Raw genomic sequence first — 17,410 nt, forward strand, 5'->3', positions numbered from 1 at the left:
GGGTTACCGTCGCTATAGGGTCAGATTCAATTTATTGAATCCCCGTGTATTTTCGGAGAACGACGGCAGGCGGGCGTGGGCCGCGCGTCATGAAGGAACGTGGGAAACGTCGATGGGAGATAGCGAGGTCGCGGGTAGCGGGGGCGGCGAGCGAAGGATCCGGCCAAGCCCGACGGCGCGCGAAGCCGGCGTGCCTGTTGGGGCACGCGCGTTGTCAGCCTTTGCGCAGCCAGTGCATCAGGTATCGCGCCGGGTCGATGGCGTCGGCCAGATCGCTGCCGACCGGCCACGGTTCGCCCTCGATCTGACTGGCGACCAGCTCCGCGCACAACGATGCGAACACCAGGCCCCGAGAGCCGAACGCGAAGCTGGCATACAGGCCGTCAAGGCGCGGCAGATCTCGGAGATGCCCGCCGCCCAGCTGTTGACGTTGCGTGTCGAGAATGGCCATGTCAGGCAGTTGCCCCGCCATCGGCAGGCGGTCGGGCACCATGGAGCGAAACGCCGTGCGCCCGCCCAATTCGGCGGCGGCGTGCTCGCTCGCCAGCCCACCATCGCCGAGCGTGTTCGCATGGGCTGGCAACAGCGCGGCAAGCCGACGCAGATTGGCCTGGTGATCGGTGACGCGTATGGCCTCGGCCGGGTCGTCGAAGCCGTAGGTCGCACCTGTGATGGGCCCAGTGCCCCCCAGCGACGACGGCGTTACGTAACCGTCTCCGCAGACCGGCACGCGCAGGTCGGTCAACATGTCGGGGGGCAGGAACGTCAATTGCCCGCGCACCCGTTTGACGGGCAAAAACTCGGGCGCGAGGTACGGCGCGAGCAGTTTCTGGGAGATGTCTGCGGCCGTCACAACGATGGCGTCGGCCTCGGCCAACACGTGACCCGCTTCGTCGATCGCGGTCCAGCGGCCATTGCAGCGTTCGAGCCGTTCCACGTTCACGCCGTAGCGGGCATCGAGCAACGGCCCGGCAGCAACCAATTCGGCCCGGCAGAGCATCGCCGGCGCCAGCCAGCCGCCTTCCGGAAACCAGACGCCGCCGCGCGCGAGCGTTTCGCCGGCAAGCGCCGATGCTTGCGCCGCATCAACCCACTTCGCGTACGTCTGCGGATACCGGTGCGCCGCTATGAGTTGCTGCAACGCGTGCGCCTGATCGTCGTCCGTGGCAACCTGGAGCAAGCCGTCGGCATGCCCGGGCAGTCCACCCGGCAGCGTTCTCCACTGCGAGAGCGCGTACAGAAAGCCCGCCCGCGTCAAGCGAGACAGCACGTTATCGTCAACCGAGAGTTGCGGATGAAAGACCCCCGCCGGGTTGCCCGACGCCGCCGTGCCAGGCGCTTGTGCCCGTTCGAACAGGCGCACCCGCCAGCCGCGGGCGACAAGACGCCGCACCATCGCCGCCCCCGCCATTCCCGCGCCGACCACAATCGCCTCACGGGCGCGCTGCGGGGGCACGGTGGGCGGATCGTAACGCCGCATGCGATAAGGCGGCGCGTAATCGCCCGCAAGCACGTCCGGCTTGCCGCCGTGTCCGGCACGCGGGGCGACTTGGAAACCCGCGCCGATGAGATCACGTCGTACCGCTTCGACGGCGGTATGCGTCGCCAGCGTGGCCCCGTCACGTGCCAGACGGCCAAGCGTCTTGAAGACGTTAGGCGTCCACAGATCGGCGTTTTTTTCAGGCGTGAAACCGTCGAGATAAAACGCGTCCGCGCCGGCTCGCAGCGACGGCATCAGATCGAAGAAGTCGCCGAAACCGACGCTCAGGACCACGCCGGGCGCCGGCTCCAGCCGGTGCCAGCCTGCCACGGGGCCTGGCCAGACGTCGCACAGCTTCTGTACCAGAGGCGCGAGTTGCGTCATGCCGGGCAGAACGAGCATCGCCTCGAGACAATGCCGTAAATCCTGCACCCGGAACGGAAACTTCTCCACCGACACGAAATGCAGCCGCGCGGGCCGTTGCGGATCGTCCCGCCAGGCGGCCCACGTTGCCAGGAAATTCAGACCCAGGCCGAAGCCGGTCTCGACGATCACGAAAGCCTCGCGACCGCGCCAGCGTTCGGGCAGACGGTTGCCGCCCAGAAAGGTATGTCGCACCTGACCGAGCGCGTCGTCAGTGCGGTGATAGGCCTCGTCGAAGACTGCCGAACAGGGGGTGCCGTCCGCGCCGGTCGCCGGTTCTGCCGGCATGATGGGACTGGCGCCTGCGCGACGCTTCATTCGCCGCCCCGCTCTTCTGTCACGATCTCGATGAGTCCCGGTAGCGACACCACGCCCAACCATTCGCCCGCCTCGTTCGCCACGGGTACCCAGTCGACGTGCAGCTTGCCGACGGCGCGCAGCGCGCCGACCAGCGTCATCTCGCCATCGAGCGCTTTGCACGGCACGATCACCTCCGTCCAGACAGCGGGTTCGCCGGTGGCCTGCCGCCGCCACCAGCGTGCGGCGTCGAGTGTTCCGACAAGACGGCCGTCCTGGTCGCGGACGACGAGGTTGCGATAGCCGGTGGCGATAAAGCGCTCGCCGAGGGCTTCCGAGGTCATGGCGTCGTTGACGACGGCGTCGTTGTCCGTCGCCAGCGACGACAGGCGCATCTCGCTGCCCTCGCCGGTCATCGACAGCCATCGGCCTGCCACCTGATTGCGGCGCAGCGATTTTGCGTAGACGGAATCCGCGCGTAATGTGTGAGCTGTGATGTAGGCCGTCACGCACGCCAACATCAGCGGCAGCACGACCTGATAACTCAGCGTCATCTCGAAGATCATCAGAATCGACATCAGCGGCGCATAGGTCGTTGCCGCAAGGAACGCTCCCATGCCGACCACGGCGTAGCTGCTCGCCACCGAGGCGGCGGCAGGCGCGAGCGCATTCATCGCGATGCCATAGAGGCTGCCGAGCGCGGCACCGACGAAGAGCGTTGGCGTGAACACGCCACCCACGGCGCCGGAGCCCGCCGACGATGCGGTCGCCAGCACCTTGAACACCAGCACCATTGCGAGCGCTTGCCATGCCCAATGCGTGTGCAGGATCGAGTTGACCACGCTGTAGCCGTTACCCCAGACGTGCGGCACCTTCAGCGACAGTATCCCCACGATGAAGCCGCCAAGTGTGAGGCGCAGGAACAGCGGCACGGGTAGCGCGCTGAAACGATGCTTGGCGGTGTCGAGCAGGCGCAGGAACAGCGGCGCGAGTACGCCGGCGAGAATGCCGAGGCCGACGTAGAAAAAGACTTCCCAGCCGGAAACGAAATCGAAGCGCGGCATCCGGTAGACCGCTTCGTAGCCGAGAAACTGACGGATGACGATGTTCGCGATGACTGAGGCGACGACCAGCGGGCCGAGCGTTGCGGTTGAAATCGAGCCGTAGACGATTTCGGAGATGAACAGCGCGCCCGCGATCGGCGCGTTATACGCCGACGTGATACCGGCCGTCGCCCCGCAAGCGACGAGCAGGCGCAAGCGCTCGGGCGGGAAGGCGAGCATGCGGCCGACGAGCGACGCGAACATTGCGGCGAGTTGCACCATCGGCCCTTCCCGGCCGATCGACGCGCCCGAGGCCACCGAGCACAGCGACGACAAGCTTTTGACCAGGGTCTGGCGCAGGCTCAGCACGCCGGTGCCGATGGCAATGGCTTCCATGTAGTCGTCGGAGCCCTTCTTCGGCACCCACAACGTGGCGAACTGCAGGATCAGCCCGGCGATCAGGCCGCCGGTGGTCGGCAGCAGCAGGCGTTGCCACCAGTTCAGGCCTTGCGCCAGCTCGACCATGCCGCTGCGGTGGCCGGCGAGGAGAAATTGCAATCCCGAGAGCGCTTCGCGAAACGCCACGGTGGCTAACGCCCCCAGCAGACCGACGATGCCGGCAAGCAGCAACGTGATTTGCAGGGTATTCGGGGCGAACTGACGCCGCACCCACACAACGACGGGCGATTTCGCCCAGGCAGACACTGCTGACACGGATAAAAGACTGTCGTGATCGGAATTGGGTCCCATGGTATCGAGCGACGCTCATTTTTGAAAGCGCGCCGCTGGACGGCGGGTTAACGCAACAAAACTGAGTAATGCTCAGGAAATGGGGTTTTGGGCGTTGATGACGGAGAATTGATCATCCGAATCGAATGTCAGTGTCGCGCGCATCGATTTGCCGATTTCGACTTTTTCAAAGCGATCGCGAGTAGAGGCCGCGACCGACGCGGAGATTATCTGAGCGTTATTCAGATAAAGGTAAATTTCGAGGCTGCAAACGCATTTGAACGGATGCGCGTGACCGTTTCCCGTGACGGTTGCCGCCGACAACGACATCGTCCGAAGGCGGCGCCGCGCGACAAACGGTCGGCGCGGCCGCCCGCCGCTCGATATACCTACCCTGTCGTCGCACCTTCACTCGCAACGGTGGGGCCGGTGCCGTTCCACCGAAACGCCTGGTGCGGCACGTAAGGCGACGTGTCATTGCACCTGGCCACATTCCACGCGGTGAAATAGAATGGCGCGCAATTGAATTGGATTTGAAAAGTCGTCTACGAATGGCAGTGAACAAAAAAGCCGCACAAAAAACACCCGTGCGCCTGGAAGATCAGTTGGGTTTCGCGCTGTACTCGGCATCGCTTGCCATGACGAAAGCCTATAAGCCGGTGCTCGATAGACTGGGCCTAACGTATTCGCAATACCTGGCGATGCTCGTGCTTTGGGAGCAGGACGACATTGCCGTCAATCAGCTTGGTGCGCGCCTCGGACTCGACTCCGGCACGCTGACGCCGCTGCTGAAACGACTCGAATCCATGGGGCTTTTGACGCGTCGACGAGGCGAAGTGGATGAACGTCAGGTGTTCATCGATCTTACGCCACGAGGGGTGAGTCTGCGTCGTGACGCGCGTCAGGTGCCCGCGCAAATACAGGCGGCCACGGGGCAGTCCGATGCCGCGCAAAAGACCTTGCGCACGCTGCTTCTTCAGCTCAAAGACACCCTGAACGACGCTTGATCTCAAGCGAAACGCGCGCTTCCCTTTGGGTAAGCGCGCGTCATTCAATTGTGCGCAATGGTTCGCGCGAACGGGGAAAGATCAGCTAGCTGGGACGAGCGATTCAATGCCGTCGATCTTGTCGACGGTGTAGCCGGCATTGCGCCAGGCGTCGAGTCCACCCAGCAACGGACGAACTTCCGCGAAGCCCTGTCGACGCAGTTGCTGGGCCAGCCGAGCGGCCGAGACCTCGTTCGGACACGCGCAAAACACCACGATACGGCGATCGCGCGGTACATCTCGCAACTTTTCCTCGATTTCGCTCGGGGCGATGGCCAGCGCTCCGGGGATCGTGAACGGATCGACCGCCCGAAGTGCGGCGGAGCGCACGTCGATCACAACGGGCGTGACGTCGTCTTTCATCCAGCTTTCCAACGTCTTAACGCCAATGCGCGCCATGCGTAGCGAGCGCAGCAGACGGTATCGATTGAGCCAGCGGTTGAGCAGATACAGCGCGAAAACGAGCACGATCAGCCACAGCACGCCGCGGCCGAGCGTGTCGAAGGTGTCGAGCAGGGCGACGATGTGCGAGGCGAAGCCCACGCCGAGCGCCACGGCGACACCCGACCAGACCAAAGCGCCGATTGCGTCGTACATCAAGAACGTGCGCCACGACACCCCCAGCGCACCGGCCATCGGCACCGACAGCGCCGAGAGTCCCGGCACGAAGCGGGCAAACATCAAGACGCGCACGCCGTGGCGGCCCATCGCACCCTCCGTGCGGCTCACACACGTATCGGGCGAGATCGACAGGCGACACATCAGCCGCAAGATATGGTGACCATAGCGGCGTCCGGCAAGAAACCAGAGCGCGTCGCCCAGCAGCGCGGCGCCGATCGCCAGCGCGACGATCAGCGGCGCCGGGAACAGCGATGTCGACGCCGTGACAATGAGTGTGGGATAGGCCGGCAACGGCAGCCCCAATGCCTGTCCGAAGATATTCAGAAAGACCAGCCAGAGCCCGTAGCGGGCGATCAGATCGAACAGCATGCAGGATCCCTGTCGGCAAATAGTCGCAATACCGCATGGTAGCGTCCGGCGGTCACAGCCAGAAGCCGCGAAGCGGAGACGTAGTGTTGCTTTTCTGGAACGATTGCGGTGTCGCGTTGCGACGGGTGGGGTTCGGGGTCGTCACGGGGCGCCCGCGTCAGTGCCCGACCGCCGCCTGGGCCCCGCGCTTCGGTCGAGTCAGCCAGACGAGCACCGCCATGGCGAGAAAGACATATCCCGACAGATGAAAGATGTCGTTCGTCGCCAGCATGAACGATTGACGTGTCACGAGATCGTTGAGCATGCCGAAGTCGGTCCCGTTCGCGAGTCCCAGCCCTTGGCGCAGTTGGTCGAGATAGCTCGTCGTCGCGTTGGAATACGGCGTGAGGTTCTCGGCGAGCCGGGCGTGATGGTAGATCGCCCGGTCCTCCCACAGGGTAGTGCTCACGGCTGTGCCGATAGCGCCCGAGAGCGTGCGGAAGAAGTTCGACAGGCCGGCCGCCGCCGCCAGGCGCTCGTCGGACATGCTCGAGAGCGTGATGGTCGTCATCGGCACGAAGAAGCACGCAATGCCGATGCCCTGGACGAGCCGGGGCTCGATCACCTTCGCGAACGACAGATTCAACGCGAAGTGCGAATTCCAGAACGACACGCCGGCGAACACGACAAACGCGAACGAGGCCACCGCGCGCAGGTTCAGCCGGTTCATGTTCTGGCCGATGATCGGCGAGAGCACCAGCGCCAGCAGGCCCACGGGGGCCGTTGCCAACCCGGCCTTGCCTGCCGTGTAGTCCATCACCGTTTGCAACCACAGCGGGAAGATGACCACCGAGGCGAAGAATGTCATGAAGCCGAACGAGATCACCACGACGCCCAACGCGAAGTTGCGATCCTTGAACAGCGTGAGGTCGACGATGGGCTTGTCGGACGTCAGCTCCCAGATAATCAGGAACGACAGGCAGATGGCCGCGGCGAGCGCGAGCGTGACGATCAAGCCGCTGTTGAACCAGTCGCGGTCCTTGCCGAGGTCGAGCATCATCTGCAACGAACCCACGCCGATAGCAAGCAGCGCGAGACCGATCAGGTCGATGGGCAGCTTCTGGGTCTTCGTCTCATGCCCGCGCAGCAGGACGAAGCAGGACACGGCGGAGAAGATCCCGACCGGCACGTTGATGTAGAAGATCCATGGCCAGGTGTAGTTGTCGGTGATCCATCCGCCCACCACGGGACCGAAGATCGGCGCGACGATCACGGTCATGGCCCACAGGCCGAGTGCAAGACCGCGTTTTTTTTCCGGGAAGCTGCGCAGTAGGATGGTTTGCGAGAGCGGCACCATCGGGCCGGATACGAGCCCCTGCAGCAGCCGGAAGAGGACGAGCGTCTCCATATTGGGCGCCAGACCGCACAACATCGACGCCACGGTGAACGCCGCGACCGACGACACGAACAGCTTCGCCTCCCCAACGCGACGTGCCAGCCACCCAGTGAGAGGCACCGCGATGGCCGCGGCCACCGCGTAAGAGCTGATGACCCATGTGCCCTGGCTGTTCGATACCCCGACGCTGCCTGCAATGGTGGGCACCGCAACGTTCGCGATGGACGTGTCGAGCACCTCCATGAAGGTACCCAGCGCGAGGCCTACCGTGAGAATCGCCAGTCGCGTACCGGTCAACGGCGCGCCCTGCGGCGCTGCGGTGGCGTTTGCGGTGGCTGCGTCGGCCATGTGAAGTGTCTCCGTGGAATGCTGGCCGGGTCGCAGCGACTCGGGCCAATGTGATTCCCGGATGGTGCCGCAGAACGGCGATGGTGTGCGACGAGGGTTTGGAATTCGCGCTCTAAATCGTCAGGATGTGCGCCGATTGGCCGATCAACCAGAGGGCGTTTGCGCGGATCACGCGCCCGGTAAGGGTTTGGGACGAGACTGTTTCGTTGGGTGAAATCGACGTGCGGCAAATGATCTTCGTTTGGCGAACGCAAGACGTTTTTGCCCCTTGACGTCGCCGGGCCGTCGAGATTGAATCGCCGCTGACGTCCGACGTGTGCGAAGCCACGTCGCGGCCCCCTGGGCGTCGTCGTGCAGGCTCAACTACCGTTCGCTCGTCCGCGCTTTTGGCACCCCGGCGACTGCGAAATCACAGGATCAGCCCATGCAGCCAGGTAGCGTCGTTCCGCTTCAGTACAGTGAATTCCTCGTTCTGCTCTCCTTCGTGATCTCGGCGCTGGGGGCCTATGTGGCGTTGGTGGCCGCGTCCCGTATTCGCGACGACGACGGCCGCATCAGTGTCGGCTATCTCGTGGTATCGGCCCTGGCCTTGGGGGGCATTGGCATCTGGGGCATGCATTTCATCGGTATGGCCGCGCAGCGCATGCCATTTCCCGTGTCGTATTCGCTATGGCCGACGCTCGGCAGTCTGCTGTTGGCGGTGGTGGTCTCGGGGGCGGCGCTCTGGTACGTTGCGCGCGCGCCCTATCGCAATGCCGTGCGCTGCGTGATCGGTGGCGTGGCGGGCGGCTTGGGCGTCGCGGGCATGCACTACCTGGGGATGAACGCCGTGCGCACGCAGGCGTATTTCGAATGGAATACGGCCATCGTCGCCCTGTCGGTGGTCATCGCGATCGTGGCGGCGAGCGTGGCGCTCTGGCTGGCGTTCCATCTCGAGACGAGTCTGCAACGAGCGCTGGCGTCGCTGGTGATGGCGGTGGCCGTTTGCGGGATGCACTACACGGGCATGCGCGCCGGCACGATCATCTGCACGTCGTCCACGCCTGCGCAGATCAGCATGCGGCTGCATGGCGACATGCTGCCGTATGGCGTGTTCCTGATCGCCTGCGTGGTCCTGCTCGCGATGGCGGTGCTGCTGTATCGTACGTCGCGTCGTCGGCGCGAGCGCATGGCGGCGCGCCTCGACGCCCTCATGCGTCAGCACGCGGGACCTGTCTGACCTCGCAGTGGCATGCGTCTGAAATGCGAAACGCCGGCCCGTCGAAAAGACGGGCCGGCGTATTGATGGCTGAGCGCCCTTCGGCGCCGCGCACGGTTCAGTGCAGGATGGGGCTGCCTCCGACAGGCATGACATCGCCTGTTTCGATCAGGTCGGCGATGAAGAACGGTTCGGTGTTGAGTTGTTTCGATGCACCGGGCTGGCCGGAATACCAGCACACCATTGCCATGTCGCCCAGCACGCGGGTGACGATGCCCATGGCACCCTGCGGCACTGCGATGTGATTGGATTTGACGATCGATCCGACTTGCACTTGAGCCTCCTGCGAATGACGAAAAACCGATGCACCAACCGGTCGGCCAATGCATCGTCATCCGACTATACCGTATTGCGTTATTGGCATCGCCGATTTCTCGGGAGCGGTCGTGCTAAAGCCGTCGGACGCTCCGCCGTGGTGTTGCGCGAGCACGCGGTAGTGCGGGCCACGTGGCGTGCGCACCGAGTGGACGAGCGCATATCCCTCGCAATGCCACACGATCGGACGGGGATTCAGATCGGACGGCGCGCGCCGCGCATGGCGCAGCAGCGTCACATGCGGGCGAAACGATTGCGTGACGACGGGCGCGCCGGTTGCGCGCCATTGCGAGAGGAGTGCATCGCGTGTGGCGGTGAGGCTCTCGGGCACACCGGTCGCGCCAGCCCAGACAACCTTGCGATCGGCCCAATAGCCCAGATGGTCGAAGGTGAGCGTGAACGGCGTGAGCGGCGTGCGTTGCATGAGCGCGAGCAGTACCGGCAGACGGGTGGGATCGACTTCGTCGAGAAAGGCCAGCGTCAGGTGCAGCGTTTGGGCACGCAGTACACGTCCGCCGCATTCCGCGTGAGCTGAAGCGGCCCACTCGTGAAGCTGCGCACGTACACCTGACCCAGGCCACAGGGCAAGGAAGAGTCGCATGAGAACACCACAGGTTGGATCCTGCTGATGATTCTCATAGTAGACGGGCTACCGGTCGAACGCCAGTTGGGCCGGGGGCGGGCGAGCGGCACCCGACGCTTTGACGACGAGCGCTCGTTGGCAGCAAAAGCGTGAGGCTGGCGCGGTGCTCGTTCCGTCAATTGGTCGAGATGGTGGGGGTGATGCCGCGACGGCCGCGGCGGGGCGACTCCGCCGGTTTCTCTTGGGGTTTGGCCTGCACGGGCGGATGCATGATGCTGTTCCAGTTGTTCTGGATGGCGGTATCGGCGGTGTCGTGGGAGATGGCGCGTGAGATGTCGGCGCTCGGATTGAAGACGCCCGATCCCGTGGCACCGTTGGCGCCGGCCGACGTCGTTGCATTGCCTGGGTTGGCTGCTAAGGGGATGTTCTGTGCGTGAGCGTGCGTCGTCAGCATGAACGTGGCGCAGACGGAGACGATGATGGCGGGCAGAATCACCCGGCGGGAGGTTTGCAGCACGGGCGTGTTGAGCGTACGTTGGCCGGTGGAATCGTGGGTCATCAAGTGTCTCGGGCAGAGCGATGCAACGTCGCCGACAGCGCATGCCGGGGCGACGTCGGGATCACGTCATTTTTATGGAATCAGTAGCTGCCGGGCGGGGGCTTCCAGCCCGGGGGCGGTGGCGGCGGTGGCGCATAGCGCTGCACCGGTTGGGGCGGCATCATCATGTCGCCGCGAACCGGGACACGATTGCCGGCCGCATACATGCACTGAACGTAGGCCTGATCATAGCGGCTTTGGGTGACGTATGCAGACGATTGCGCGTTGCCCATGCCGACGGCACTCCCGGTGAGCAGGCCCGCGCCGGCGCCGATGGCCGCGCCAGAGCTTCCGCCGAAGGCTGCGCCGGCGGCCGCGCCGATGGCCGTGCCGAGGACGGCGCTGCCGATCGCGCTGTTGTTGGCAGCGGTGGCGGTATCGAGTCCGCCGTTCTGGCCTGAGGCGTATTGGCGGCAGTTGAAATCGTCGCGACGGAACTGGTCGAACGATTTACCGGTGCCGGGTAACGCCATGAGACTCGGGCCGGTGGGGACCACGGCGCATCCTGCGAGCGTCGCGGCGGCGATGACGATGGCCAGCGGCGCGGTGAGACGTTGCGCGCGCCGCTTGCGTCCGGTGGCGGGCGTTGCTTGGGGCGATTGAGGCGAGGCAACCGACCGATGACGCGCTCGGGAGACTGACGATTCGAATGACATGGTGCGTCTCCCGATCAGTTCGACGCCGGTTGCGCGGGCACTTCGCGCCATCCGGCCGGACACGTTTTCACGTAGGGGTAGTAGGCGCCGGCCTTGTCGCAGTAGTACCAGGTGTCGCTGTTCGCGCCGGACGGGTCGCCTTGGGCGCCGGGTTGCGGTTGTTCGATGTACTGCTGCGGCTGGCTGGGAACGACGACAACGGGGGGTGCGTAATACGGCGCAGGTGGATAGTAGGGATAGCCGTACGGGTAGTAGCCGGGGCCGACCCAGACACGCACACCACCGCCATGCCAGGCGAGCGCGCTGCTGCTGGCCATGGCAGCGGCCACGGCGACGACGCCAAAGCCGAGGACAACAGGAAGACGTTTCACGACACTGACCTCGAAATACGAACGCCGGGCGCGGTGGATTCCGCCTCGCGTACGCGTGTCGTCAACGAGGGGAATGTGACCCGACGAGACGCAACGCCGCCCGGGAGTTGATGATTTCCAGTCTAGGCCCGTCGCCCCCAACGGAGCAATTACGACGCCTGTGAGAAGTGTTTCAAAGCATTACGTTTTCTATGGGACGGCACGACGATGGGATCCATCTGACGCTCGATGGTGGCGATGCTGGTCGCTGCCAAGCCTCCACCCGGCAGGGGCACATAGCGATACGTATTAAGGTGCGGTTGCAGCACGAGATCATCGGTGAGGGTCATGAATGAAGTCATTCTCCCCACTCCATCCATATCGGCGTCAGTTTATCCATTGCCGCGAAACCCTCGCAGCTTTCCGCAATGAACCGATGAAAGGGGGTATTGAATTGGCGATTCCCCCGTTTGTGTCATTCGATTGCCCTGTTTACAAAACTCGCCCAAAGCCCCCATCACTTCCCAATACAAAACCGGCTGAAAATCACCCCGAGCAGATCGTCCGATGTGAACTCGCCGGTGATCGTGCTGAGTTGCTCCTGCGCGAGGCGCAACTCCTCGGCGAAGAGATCGAGCGCGCTCGCATTGCGGCGCGCATGTGCGTCCGCCATCTCGATATGGTCGCGTGCCGCGCGCAGTGCCGAGAGATGTCGTTCACGGGCCAGAAACACCCCTTCATTGCCCGCTTGCCAACCGGCAATCTTGAGCAGCTCCGCGCGCAGCAGATCGATCCCCTGCCCGCCCTTTGCCGATAGCCGCACGCCGAGCGGCGCCGCGCCCTCTTTCGGCAACACCGTCGCCGGCTCGCCCGCCAGATCCGTCTTGTTGTACACACGCACGATGGGCACATGCTTCGGCAATTGCTTCGCGATGACCTGGTCTTCCGGCGTCATGCCGGTGCGCGTGTCGAGCAAATGCAGCACGGCGTCCGCCTTCGCGATCTCGCTCCAGCTACGCGCAATGCCAATGCGCTCGACTTCATCCTCCGTTTCACGCAAACCCGCCGTGTCGATGATGTGCAGCGGAATACCGTCGATCTGAATCGTTTGCTGCACCTTGTCGCGCGTGGTCCCGGCGATCGGCGTGACGATGGCCAGCTCCGCACCGGCCAGCGCGTTGAGCAACGACGACTTGCCCACGTTCGGCTGCCCCGCCAGTACCACGTTGATTCCCTCGCGCAGCAACGCCCCCTGCCGCGCTTGCGACAGCACCCGCGCCAGTTGCGCGCGAATCCGCTCGAGCTGCCCAAAGGCATCGGCTGCCTCCAGAAAGTCGATTTCCTCTTCCGGGAAGTCGAGCGTCGCCTCGACCAACATGCGCAGATGAATCACCAGATCCACCAGGGAATGAATTTCGCGCGAGAACGCGCCGTCGAGCGACCGGCTCGCCGAGCGCGCCGCAGCCTCGGTGCTCGCTTCGATCAGATCGGCCACGGCCTCCGCTTGCGCGAGATCGAGCTTGTCGTTCAGAAACGCGCGATGCGTAAATTCGCCCGGCGTCGCCAGGCGCACGCCCAGTTCCGCCCCTTCATCGAGACACCGCTGCAACAGCAGTTGCAGCACGATTGGTCCGCCGTGACCCTGTAACTCCAGCACGTCCTCGCCCGTGTACGAATTCGGGCCGGGGAAGTACAGCGCGATGCCGCGATCGAGCGCCTCGCCGGTGGCATCGAGAAACGGCAGATACGACGCATGACGCGGCTTGAGCGGCTGCCCGACCAGACGCGCGATCACACGCTGCACGGCGTCGCCGCGATGCTTGCCGAAGGACACCCGCACCACGCCGATCCCGCCGCGTCCGGGGGCGGTGGCAATGGCAGCAATCGGGACGGCGGAGACAGTGGCGCTCATGGCACGGTTCTTTGAAAATCAGAGGCTTATTTTGACATGCACCAAACAAAACCGCCCGCGAGAGACTCGCGGGCGGCTGTGTCAGTCAGACGGTCGGACCGGAATACGTCAGGCCGCCTTCTTTTCCTTCTTGTTGCCGAGCATTCGGTTGATCGACCATTGCTGCGCAATCGACAACGAGTTGTTGACCACGTAGTACAGCACCAGGCCCGAGGGCAGGAAGAGGAACATGAACGAGAAGATGAGCGGCATGAACATCATCATCTTGGCTTGCATCGGATCCGGCGGCGTCGGGTTCAAACGCGTCTGGATGAACATCGACACGGCCATCAGCACCGGCAGGATGTAATACGGATCCTGCGTCGAGAGGTCATGAATCCAGCCCAACCACGGCGCACCGCGCATTTCCACCGACGAGAGCAGCACCCAGTACAAGGCAATGAACACCGGAATCTGGATCACGATCGGAATACAGCCGCCGAACGGATTGACCTTCTCGGTCTTGTACAGCTCCATCAGGGCCGCGTTCATCTTCTGCGGATCGCTCTTGTAGCGTTCGCGCAGTGCCTGCATCCGCGGCGTGATTTCCTTCATGCGCGCCATCGACTTGTAGCTCGCGGCCGACAGCGGGAAGAACACCAGCTTGATGATCACGGTCACGGCAATGATCGCCCAACCCCAGTTGCCGATCAGCCCATGCAGCTTCGAGAGCAGCCAGAACAGCGGCTTGGCGAGGATCGTGAAGTAACCGTAGTCCTTCGTCAGCTCCAGGCCGGGCGCAATCTGCTCGAGCATGTGCTCTTCCTGCGGACCGGCGAACAAGCGCGCATCGACCGTCTCGCTGCCACCGGCCGGAATGCTCGCGAGCGGTTCTTTCACGCCCACGCGATACAGGCCGTTGTCCAGCTTGCCGATGTAGTTGTCGCGCTTGGCGCCTTCCTTCGGAATCCAGGCCGTGGCGAAGTAATGCTGCACCATGCCGATCCAGCCATCGCTCGACTGCTTGACGTACTTCGCCTTGTCCTTGTCGATGTCGCTGAACGTGATCTTCTGGAACTTCTCGTCGCTGCTGTAGACCGTCGGGCCCGTGAACGTGTGCGAGAACTTCGCGCCGCTGATCTCACGGCCGTCGCGCACCAGTTCCATGTACAGCGTCGGCTGAATGGCGGCGTCGGACTTGTTGACGATCGTGTTCGACACGTCGATCACGTAGCTGCCGCGATGGAACGTGTAAGCACGCACCAACTGCAGGCCGCCCTTGACCGGCGATTCGAACTTCACGGTCAGCGTGTCGCCCGTCATCGTGGTCGGGCCCGGCACCTGCGTGAAGATGTCGTTGTGGTTCGGGAAGTCGCCGCCGATCAGACCCGTGCGAGCGTAATACTGCTGGCTCGGCGTGTTGTCGAACAACACCACGTGCTTGTCGGCCTCGGTGGCGTCGGGCCATTGCTTGAGCGCCAGGAACGACACGGTGCCGCCTTGCGCGCTGATGTCGGCGTCATAGACGTCGGTCGTGATGCGGACATTCTGCGCAGCGGCAGCGGCCGGTGCGTTGCCCGGGGCACTCCCCGCCGCGGGCGCCGCGTTGGCACCTTGTGGCAGGTCGTTGGCCGGCGTCGGACTTCCGCCCTTGGCGGCCGGGGCGGAGACCTCGGGCGTCGGGAAGAACAGCGACGAATGGCCATTGGCGCGTTGCCAGTTGTCGAAAAGCATCACGACAGACAGCGCGAAAATGACCCAGAGAACGGTGCGTTTGATGTCCATGCGGTAACTCGTGGTGGACGAAACTCAGGAATGGCCCGGCGCGCGGCGCGTAACTGCCGATGCGGCCGCAGGCCCGGACGAGACCGTCTGTCTGGCTCTCGACGTACCGCTTCCGGCGGCCGTATCGGCGGCGCCTTGGTCGGTGTTATCGGGAGCGTGACAGACGTGTCGAGCCGGCGGTACAGGATCGAAGCCGCCGGGGTGAAACGGATGACAGCGACATAGACGCCGGGCCGCGAGATAAGTGCCGTAACCGGCACCGTGCTCGACGATGGCCTCGCGTGCGTAGTCGGAGCAGCTCGGATGGAAGCGGCAACGGTTTCCCAGCCAGGGACTGATCACCAGCTTGTAACCGCGCAGGAGCAACAACAGCACGCTTCGCATCTCGATTCCGCCTGTCAGTCCGGCCGAAGTGGCCGGTTGGGCGGCGCATGCCCGGGGTCGGGCGCTACCGTGTAGGACTCACTACCTTCTGTCTTGGCGTCGGTCGTGCGGCGCTTGCGGGCGGCTTTCTCTGCCGCGTCGAAGAGCTGCGCGAATTCAGCCTGGCACAGTGTATTCAACACTGGCGCGGCCGCCGCCGTGTACGTTCCCTTGTCGAAGCGCCGGGTCAGTCGCAGCACGAAGTCCCAGCCGGCCAGCGCGGTGCGGCGCTGGCGAAACATCTCGCGCGCCTGACGCTTGATCAGGTTGCGAGTGACCGCGCGGGGCGCGTGCTTCTTACCGACGACAATACCGATGCGGCCCTCATGAGGCGTGGCATCGATATCGACAAGGGCGTCCGGCGCAGACTCGCGCCAACGCATATACAACACGAAGTGCGCGCTGCGGCGCAAAGGACGCAAACTAAAAACGGATGAAAACTCATCCGTTTTGAGAAGTCGCGCAGCTTTGGGAAACCCCATTGCCGGGACTTCGCGCCTTGCGGATTTGACGCGCAAACCGCGGTACGACCGAGAACCGCGATTAGACGGCCAGGCGCTTACGGCCCTTGGCGCGACGAGCGGCGATGACCTTGCGGCCGCCACGGGTCTTCATGCGAACCAGGAAGCCATGGGTGCGCTTGCGGCGCGTCACGGAAGGCTGAAATGTACGTTTCATGATGCACTCACTGTGTGAAAAAATTCCCGCGCAGCAGCATCGTGAAACGCCACATGGACACCGTGAAAACCTGCAAATTCAAGGACTTTCACGCGCGGCCCAGCCGTCGGGAGTTGGATAGAATCCGGTTATCTTTCTAACGAACCCGCTATTTAATCGGCTTTTCCGTTGTGTGTCAATAGGTTAGCCATGACACGCGATACGCCGGTACGCGACCGGCACCGTCGCCGGCGGAGATCGGCCAGCCAGCGGCCTTCCGGCGGTCGATGATGGCTGAAATCGCTTGAATTGCTGATTTCTGCCGATAGGGAAACACCTGACGAAGAAGATATCCCGTCGGTCGCGGCAAATCGTCGTATTTGCTGGGCATTTATGCAGGGACGGCGCGAAGTCAGGCGGGTTAACGCGGCCCGCCCGCCCGGAGACGCCGGCGCTGTGGGCATTCCTGTGGATAACTCGCTTTGCCAACGCTTTGGCGGTAAAATCCCCCATCATTTTTTTTCCCAGCAGAGTACCGGTGACGCCGCCATGTGGACAGCGCGCCGGGTTTTGTCGTCTGCGCGCGCCGACACCGGCCGTACGCGCGAGGCAAAACCCGAACGCAGCGCCATGGTTCGTGGTTTGCCGGGTGCCTGCAATGCGCCGCCGGTCTGACTCGACCCCGGCCGGTCGTGCCCGTCCGAGCGTTGCTCTGGAACGGGATCGCCGGCTTGGTTTGCGACGTTCTGCCCCCATGTCTGATGTATCGGATAGTGGGTGGCATGAGCGTCGGCCGAACGAGTCGGACGAGCGCCCGCGCCACCTGGATACGCCCTGCATGAATGACTTCTGGCAACACTGCGCGACACGTCTCGAACAAGAGCTGACGCCCCAGCAATTCCGTACCTGGATCAAACCGCTGGCGCCGCTCGACTTCGATGAACAGGCGCGCACGCTCAAGATCGGCGCACCCAATCGCTTCAAGCTCGATTGGGTGAAGAGCCAGTTCTCCGGGCGAATCCAGAGCATGGCGTCGGACTTCTGGAATGCGCCGATCGAAGTAACGTTTGTGCTCGATCCGAAGGCTGGCATGCGCGTGCCTTCGTCGACCCCCGCCCCCCCGCCTGCGCCGAGCGCGGCGCCTGCCCCGGCGCCCGTTGGCG

General features: G+C 63.9%; 18 protein-coding genes and 1 pseudogene. 4 read left to right on the plus strand and 15 right to left on the minus strand.

The genetic code is table 11. The features are described from left to right. Positions 1-214: 214 nt before the first annotated feature. Positions 215-2,191 carry a bifunctional tRNA (5-methylaminomethyl-2-thiouridine)(34)-methyltransferase MnmD/FAD-dependent 5-carboxymethylaminomethyl-2-thiouridine(34) oxidoreductase MnmC gene (gene mnmC, locus A985_RS0113170; RefSeq protein WP_232424615.1) on the minus strand — a complete coding sequence of 659 codons (1,977 nt, stop codon included), beginning with the start codon at positions 2,189-2,191 and terminating at the stop codon, positions 215-217. Between the two features lie 26 nt (positions 2,192-2,217). Beyond that, positions 2,218-3,993: a ClcB-like voltage-gated chloride channel protein gene (locus A985_RS0113175; protein ID WP_083902296.1), complete on the minus strand. Its 1,776-nt coding sequence runs from the start codon at positions 3,991-3,993 to the stop codon at positions 2,218-2,220. Positions 3,994-4,523: 530 nt separating this feature from the next. Here A985_RS0113175 and A985_RS0113185 point away from each other — a divergent pair. Further along, positions 4,524-4,979 (plus strand): MarR family winged helix-turn-helix transcriptional regulator, encoded by a 456-nt coding sequence (locus A985_RS0113185; RefSeq protein WP_017233873.1) that lies wholly within the window; start codon positions 4,524-4,526, stop codon positions 4,977-4,979. 81 nt (positions 4,980-5,060) lie between these two features. Here A985_RS0113185 and A985_RS0113190 read toward each other — a convergent pair whose 3' ends face one another. Further along, positions 5,061-6,008 (minus strand): DedA family protein/thiosulfate sulfurtransferase GlpE, encoded by a 948-nt coding sequence (locus A985_RS0113190; protein ID WP_017233874.1) that lies wholly within the window; start codon positions 6,006-6,008, stop codon positions 5,061-5,063. Between the two features lie 157 nt (positions 6,009-6,165). Beyond that, positions 6,166-7,731, minus strand: coding sequence for a DHA2 family efflux MFS transporter permease subunit (locus tag A985_RS0113195; protein ID WP_017233875.1), 1,566 nt, complete (start codon positions 7,729-7,731; stop codon positions 6,166-6,168). A 424-nt stretch (positions 7,732-8,155) separates the two neighbouring features. Between A985_RS0113195 and A985_RS0113205 the strand changes: the two genes are divergently transcribed. Then, positions 8,156-8,950: an MHYT domain-containing protein gene (locus A985_RS0113205; protein WP_017233877.1), complete on the plus strand. Its 795-nt coding sequence runs from the start codon at positions 8,156-8,158 to the stop codon at positions 8,948-8,950. 97 nt (positions 8,951-9,047) lie between these two features. On the opposite strand, the gene A985_RS0113210 is transcribed toward A985_RS0113205, so the two are convergent. The 11 genes and pseudogenes from A985_RS0113210 to rpmH form a co-directional block, all read right to left on the minus strand. After that, positions 9,048-9,263 (minus strand): hypothetical protein, encoded by a 216-nt coding sequence (locus A985_RS0113210; RefSeq protein WP_017233878.1) that lies wholly within the window; start codon positions 9,261-9,263, stop codon positions 9,048-9,050. A gap of 57 nt (positions 9,264-9,320) precedes the next feature. Continuing rightward, the gene (gene thpR / locus A985_RS25430) at positions 9,321-9,905 is read right to left on the minus strand and encodes an RNA 2',3'-cyclic phosphodiesterase (protein ID WP_017233879.1); all 585 of its coding nucleotides are present in this window, start codon (positions 9,903-9,905) and stop codon (positions 9,321-9,323) included. 157 nt (positions 9,906-10,062) lie between these two features. Next, positions 10,063-10,446 carry a hypothetical protein gene (locus tag A985_RS0113220; RefSeq protein ID WP_017233880.1) on the minus strand — a complete coding sequence of 128 codons (384 nt, stop codon included), beginning with the start codon at positions 10,444-10,446 and terminating at the stop codon, positions 10,063-10,065. 80 nt (positions 10,447-10,526) lie between these two features. Beyond that, positions 10,527-11,141, minus strand: coding sequence for a YMGG-like glycine zipper-containing protein (locus A985_RS0113225; RefSeq protein ID WP_017233881.1), 615 nt, complete (start codon positions 11,139-11,141; stop codon positions 10,527-10,529). 14 nt (positions 11,142-11,155) lie between these two features. Continuing rightward, positions 11,156-11,512 carry a hypothetical protein gene (locus A985_RS0113230; protein WP_017233882.1) on the minus strand — a complete coding sequence of 119 codons (357 nt, stop codon included), beginning with the start codon at positions 11,510-11,512 and terminating at the stop codon, positions 11,156-11,158. Between the two features lie 149 nt (positions 11,513-11,661). Then, positions 11,662-11,841, minus strand: coding sequence for a hypothetical protein (locus tag A985_RS0113235; RefSeq protein ID WP_026131941.1), 180 nt, complete (start codon positions 11,839-11,841; stop codon positions 11,662-11,664). Positions 11,842-12,008: 167 nt separating this feature from the next. Beyond that, positions 12,009-13,403 (minus strand): tRNA uridine-5-carboxymethylaminomethyl(34) synthesis GTPase MnmE, encoded by a 1,395-nt coding sequence (mnmE, locus tag A985_RS0113240; RefSeq protein WP_017233884.1) that lies wholly within the window; start codon positions 13,401-13,403, stop codon positions 12,009-12,011. A gap of 108 nt (positions 13,404-13,511) precedes the next feature. After that, entirely contained in the window at positions 13,512-15,167 is a 1,656-nt protein-coding gene (gene yidC / locus A985_RS0113245; protein WP_017233885.1) for a membrane protein insertase YidC, read from the minus strand. 174 nt (positions 15,168-15,341) lie between these two features. Next, positions 15,342-15,551, minus strand: a pseudogene (gene yidD / locus A985_RS29825) (membrane protein insertion efficiency factor YidD); the annotation flags it as partial. A 14-nt stretch (positions 15,552-15,565) separates the two neighbouring features. Beyond that, positions 15,566-16,072, minus strand: coding sequence for a ribonuclease P protein component (gene rnpA, locus A985_RS25435; RefSeq protein WP_083902298.1), 507 nt, complete (start codon positions 16,070-16,072; stop codon positions 15,566-15,568). A gap of 61 nt (positions 16,073-16,133) precedes the next feature. Beyond that, positions 16,134-16,268, minus strand: a complete 135-nt coding sequence (rpmH, locus tag A985_RS0113255) for a 50S ribosomal protein L34 (RefSeq protein WP_010806664.1) — start codon at positions 16,266-16,268, stop codon at positions 16,134-16,136. A gap of 288 nt (positions 16,269-16,556) precedes the next feature. Between rpmH and A985_RS28195 the strand changes: the two genes are divergently transcribed. Together A985_RS28195 and A985_RS0113265 are read left to right on the plus strand one after the other, a co-directional pair. Continuing rightward, complete coding sequence (locus A985_RS28195) at positions 16,557-16,922, plus strand: hypothetical protein (RefSeq protein ID WP_157211457.1); 366 nt, start codon at positions 16,557-16,559, stop codon at positions 16,920-16,922. Between the two features lie 163 nt (positions 16,923-17,085). After that, positions 17,086-17,410, plus strand: a 325-nt coding sequence (locus tag A985_RS0113265; protein WP_026131943.1) for a DnaA N-terminal domain-containing protein, incomplete at its 3' end; no start/stop codon positions are given.

The sequence above is a fragment of the Pandoraea sp. B-6 genome (assembly GCF_000282835.1).
In the GTDB taxonomy this organism is placed as follows: Bacteria; Pseudomonadota; Gammaproteobacteria; order Burkholderiales; family Burkholderiaceae; genus Pandoraea; species Pandoraea cepalis.

Bases quoted from the DNA above. Each gene is read 5' to 3' on its own strand.
- mnmC (WP_232424615.1), bottom strand. From the start codon at position 2,191: ATGCCGGCAGAACCGGCGACCGGCGCGGACGGCACCCCCTGTTCGGCA.
- A985_RS0113175 (WP_083902296.1), bottom strand. From the start codon at position 3,993: ATGGGACCCAATTCCGATCACGACAGTCTTTTATCCGTGTCAGCAGTG.
- A985_RS0113185 (WP_017233873.1), top strand. From the start codon at position 4,524: ATGGCAGTGAACAAAAAAGCCGCACAAAAAACACCCGTGCGCCTGGAA.
- A985_RS0113190 (WP_017233874.1), bottom strand. From the start codon at position 6,008: ATGCTGTTCGATCTGATCGCCCGCTACGGGCTCTGGCTGGTCTTTCTG.
- A985_RS0113195 (WP_017233875.1), bottom strand. From the start codon at position 7,731: ATGGCCGACGCAGCCACCGCAAACGCCACCGCAGCGCCGCAGGGCGCG.
- A985_RS0113205 (WP_017233877.1), top strand. From the start codon at position 8,156: ATGCAGCCAGGTAGCGTCGTTCCGCTTCAGTACAGTGAATTCCTCGTT.
- thpR (WP_017233879.1), bottom strand. From the start codon at position 9,905: ATGCGACTCTTCCTTGCCCTGTGGCCTGGGTCAGGTGTACGTGCGCAG.
- A985_RS0113220 (WP_017233880.1), bottom strand. From the start codon at position 10,446: ATGACCCACGATTCCACCGGCCAACGTACGCTCAACACGCCCGTGCTG.
- A985_RS0113225 (WP_017233881.1), bottom strand. From the start codon at position 11,141: ATGTCATTCGAATCGTCAGTCTCCCGAGCGCGTCATCGGTCGGTTGCC.
- A985_RS0113235 (WP_026131941.1), bottom strand. From the start codon at position 11,841: ATGACCCTCACCGATGATCTCGTGCTGCAACCGCACCTTAATACGTAT.
- mnmE (WP_017233884.1), bottom strand. From the start codon at position 13,403: ATGAGCGCCACTGTCTCCGCCGTCCCGATTGCTGCCATTGCCACCGCC.
- yidC (WP_017233885.1), bottom strand. From the start codon at position 15,167: ATGGACATCAAACGCACCGTTCTCTGGGTCATTTTCGCGCTGTCTGTC.
- rnpA (WP_083902298.1), bottom strand. From the start codon at position 16,072: ATGGGGTTTCCCAAAGCTGCGCGACTTCTCAAAACGGATGAGTTTTCA.
- rpmH (WP_010806664.1), bottom strand. From the start codon at position 16,268: ATGAAACGTACATTTCAGCCTTCCGTGACGCGCCGCAAGCGCACCCAT.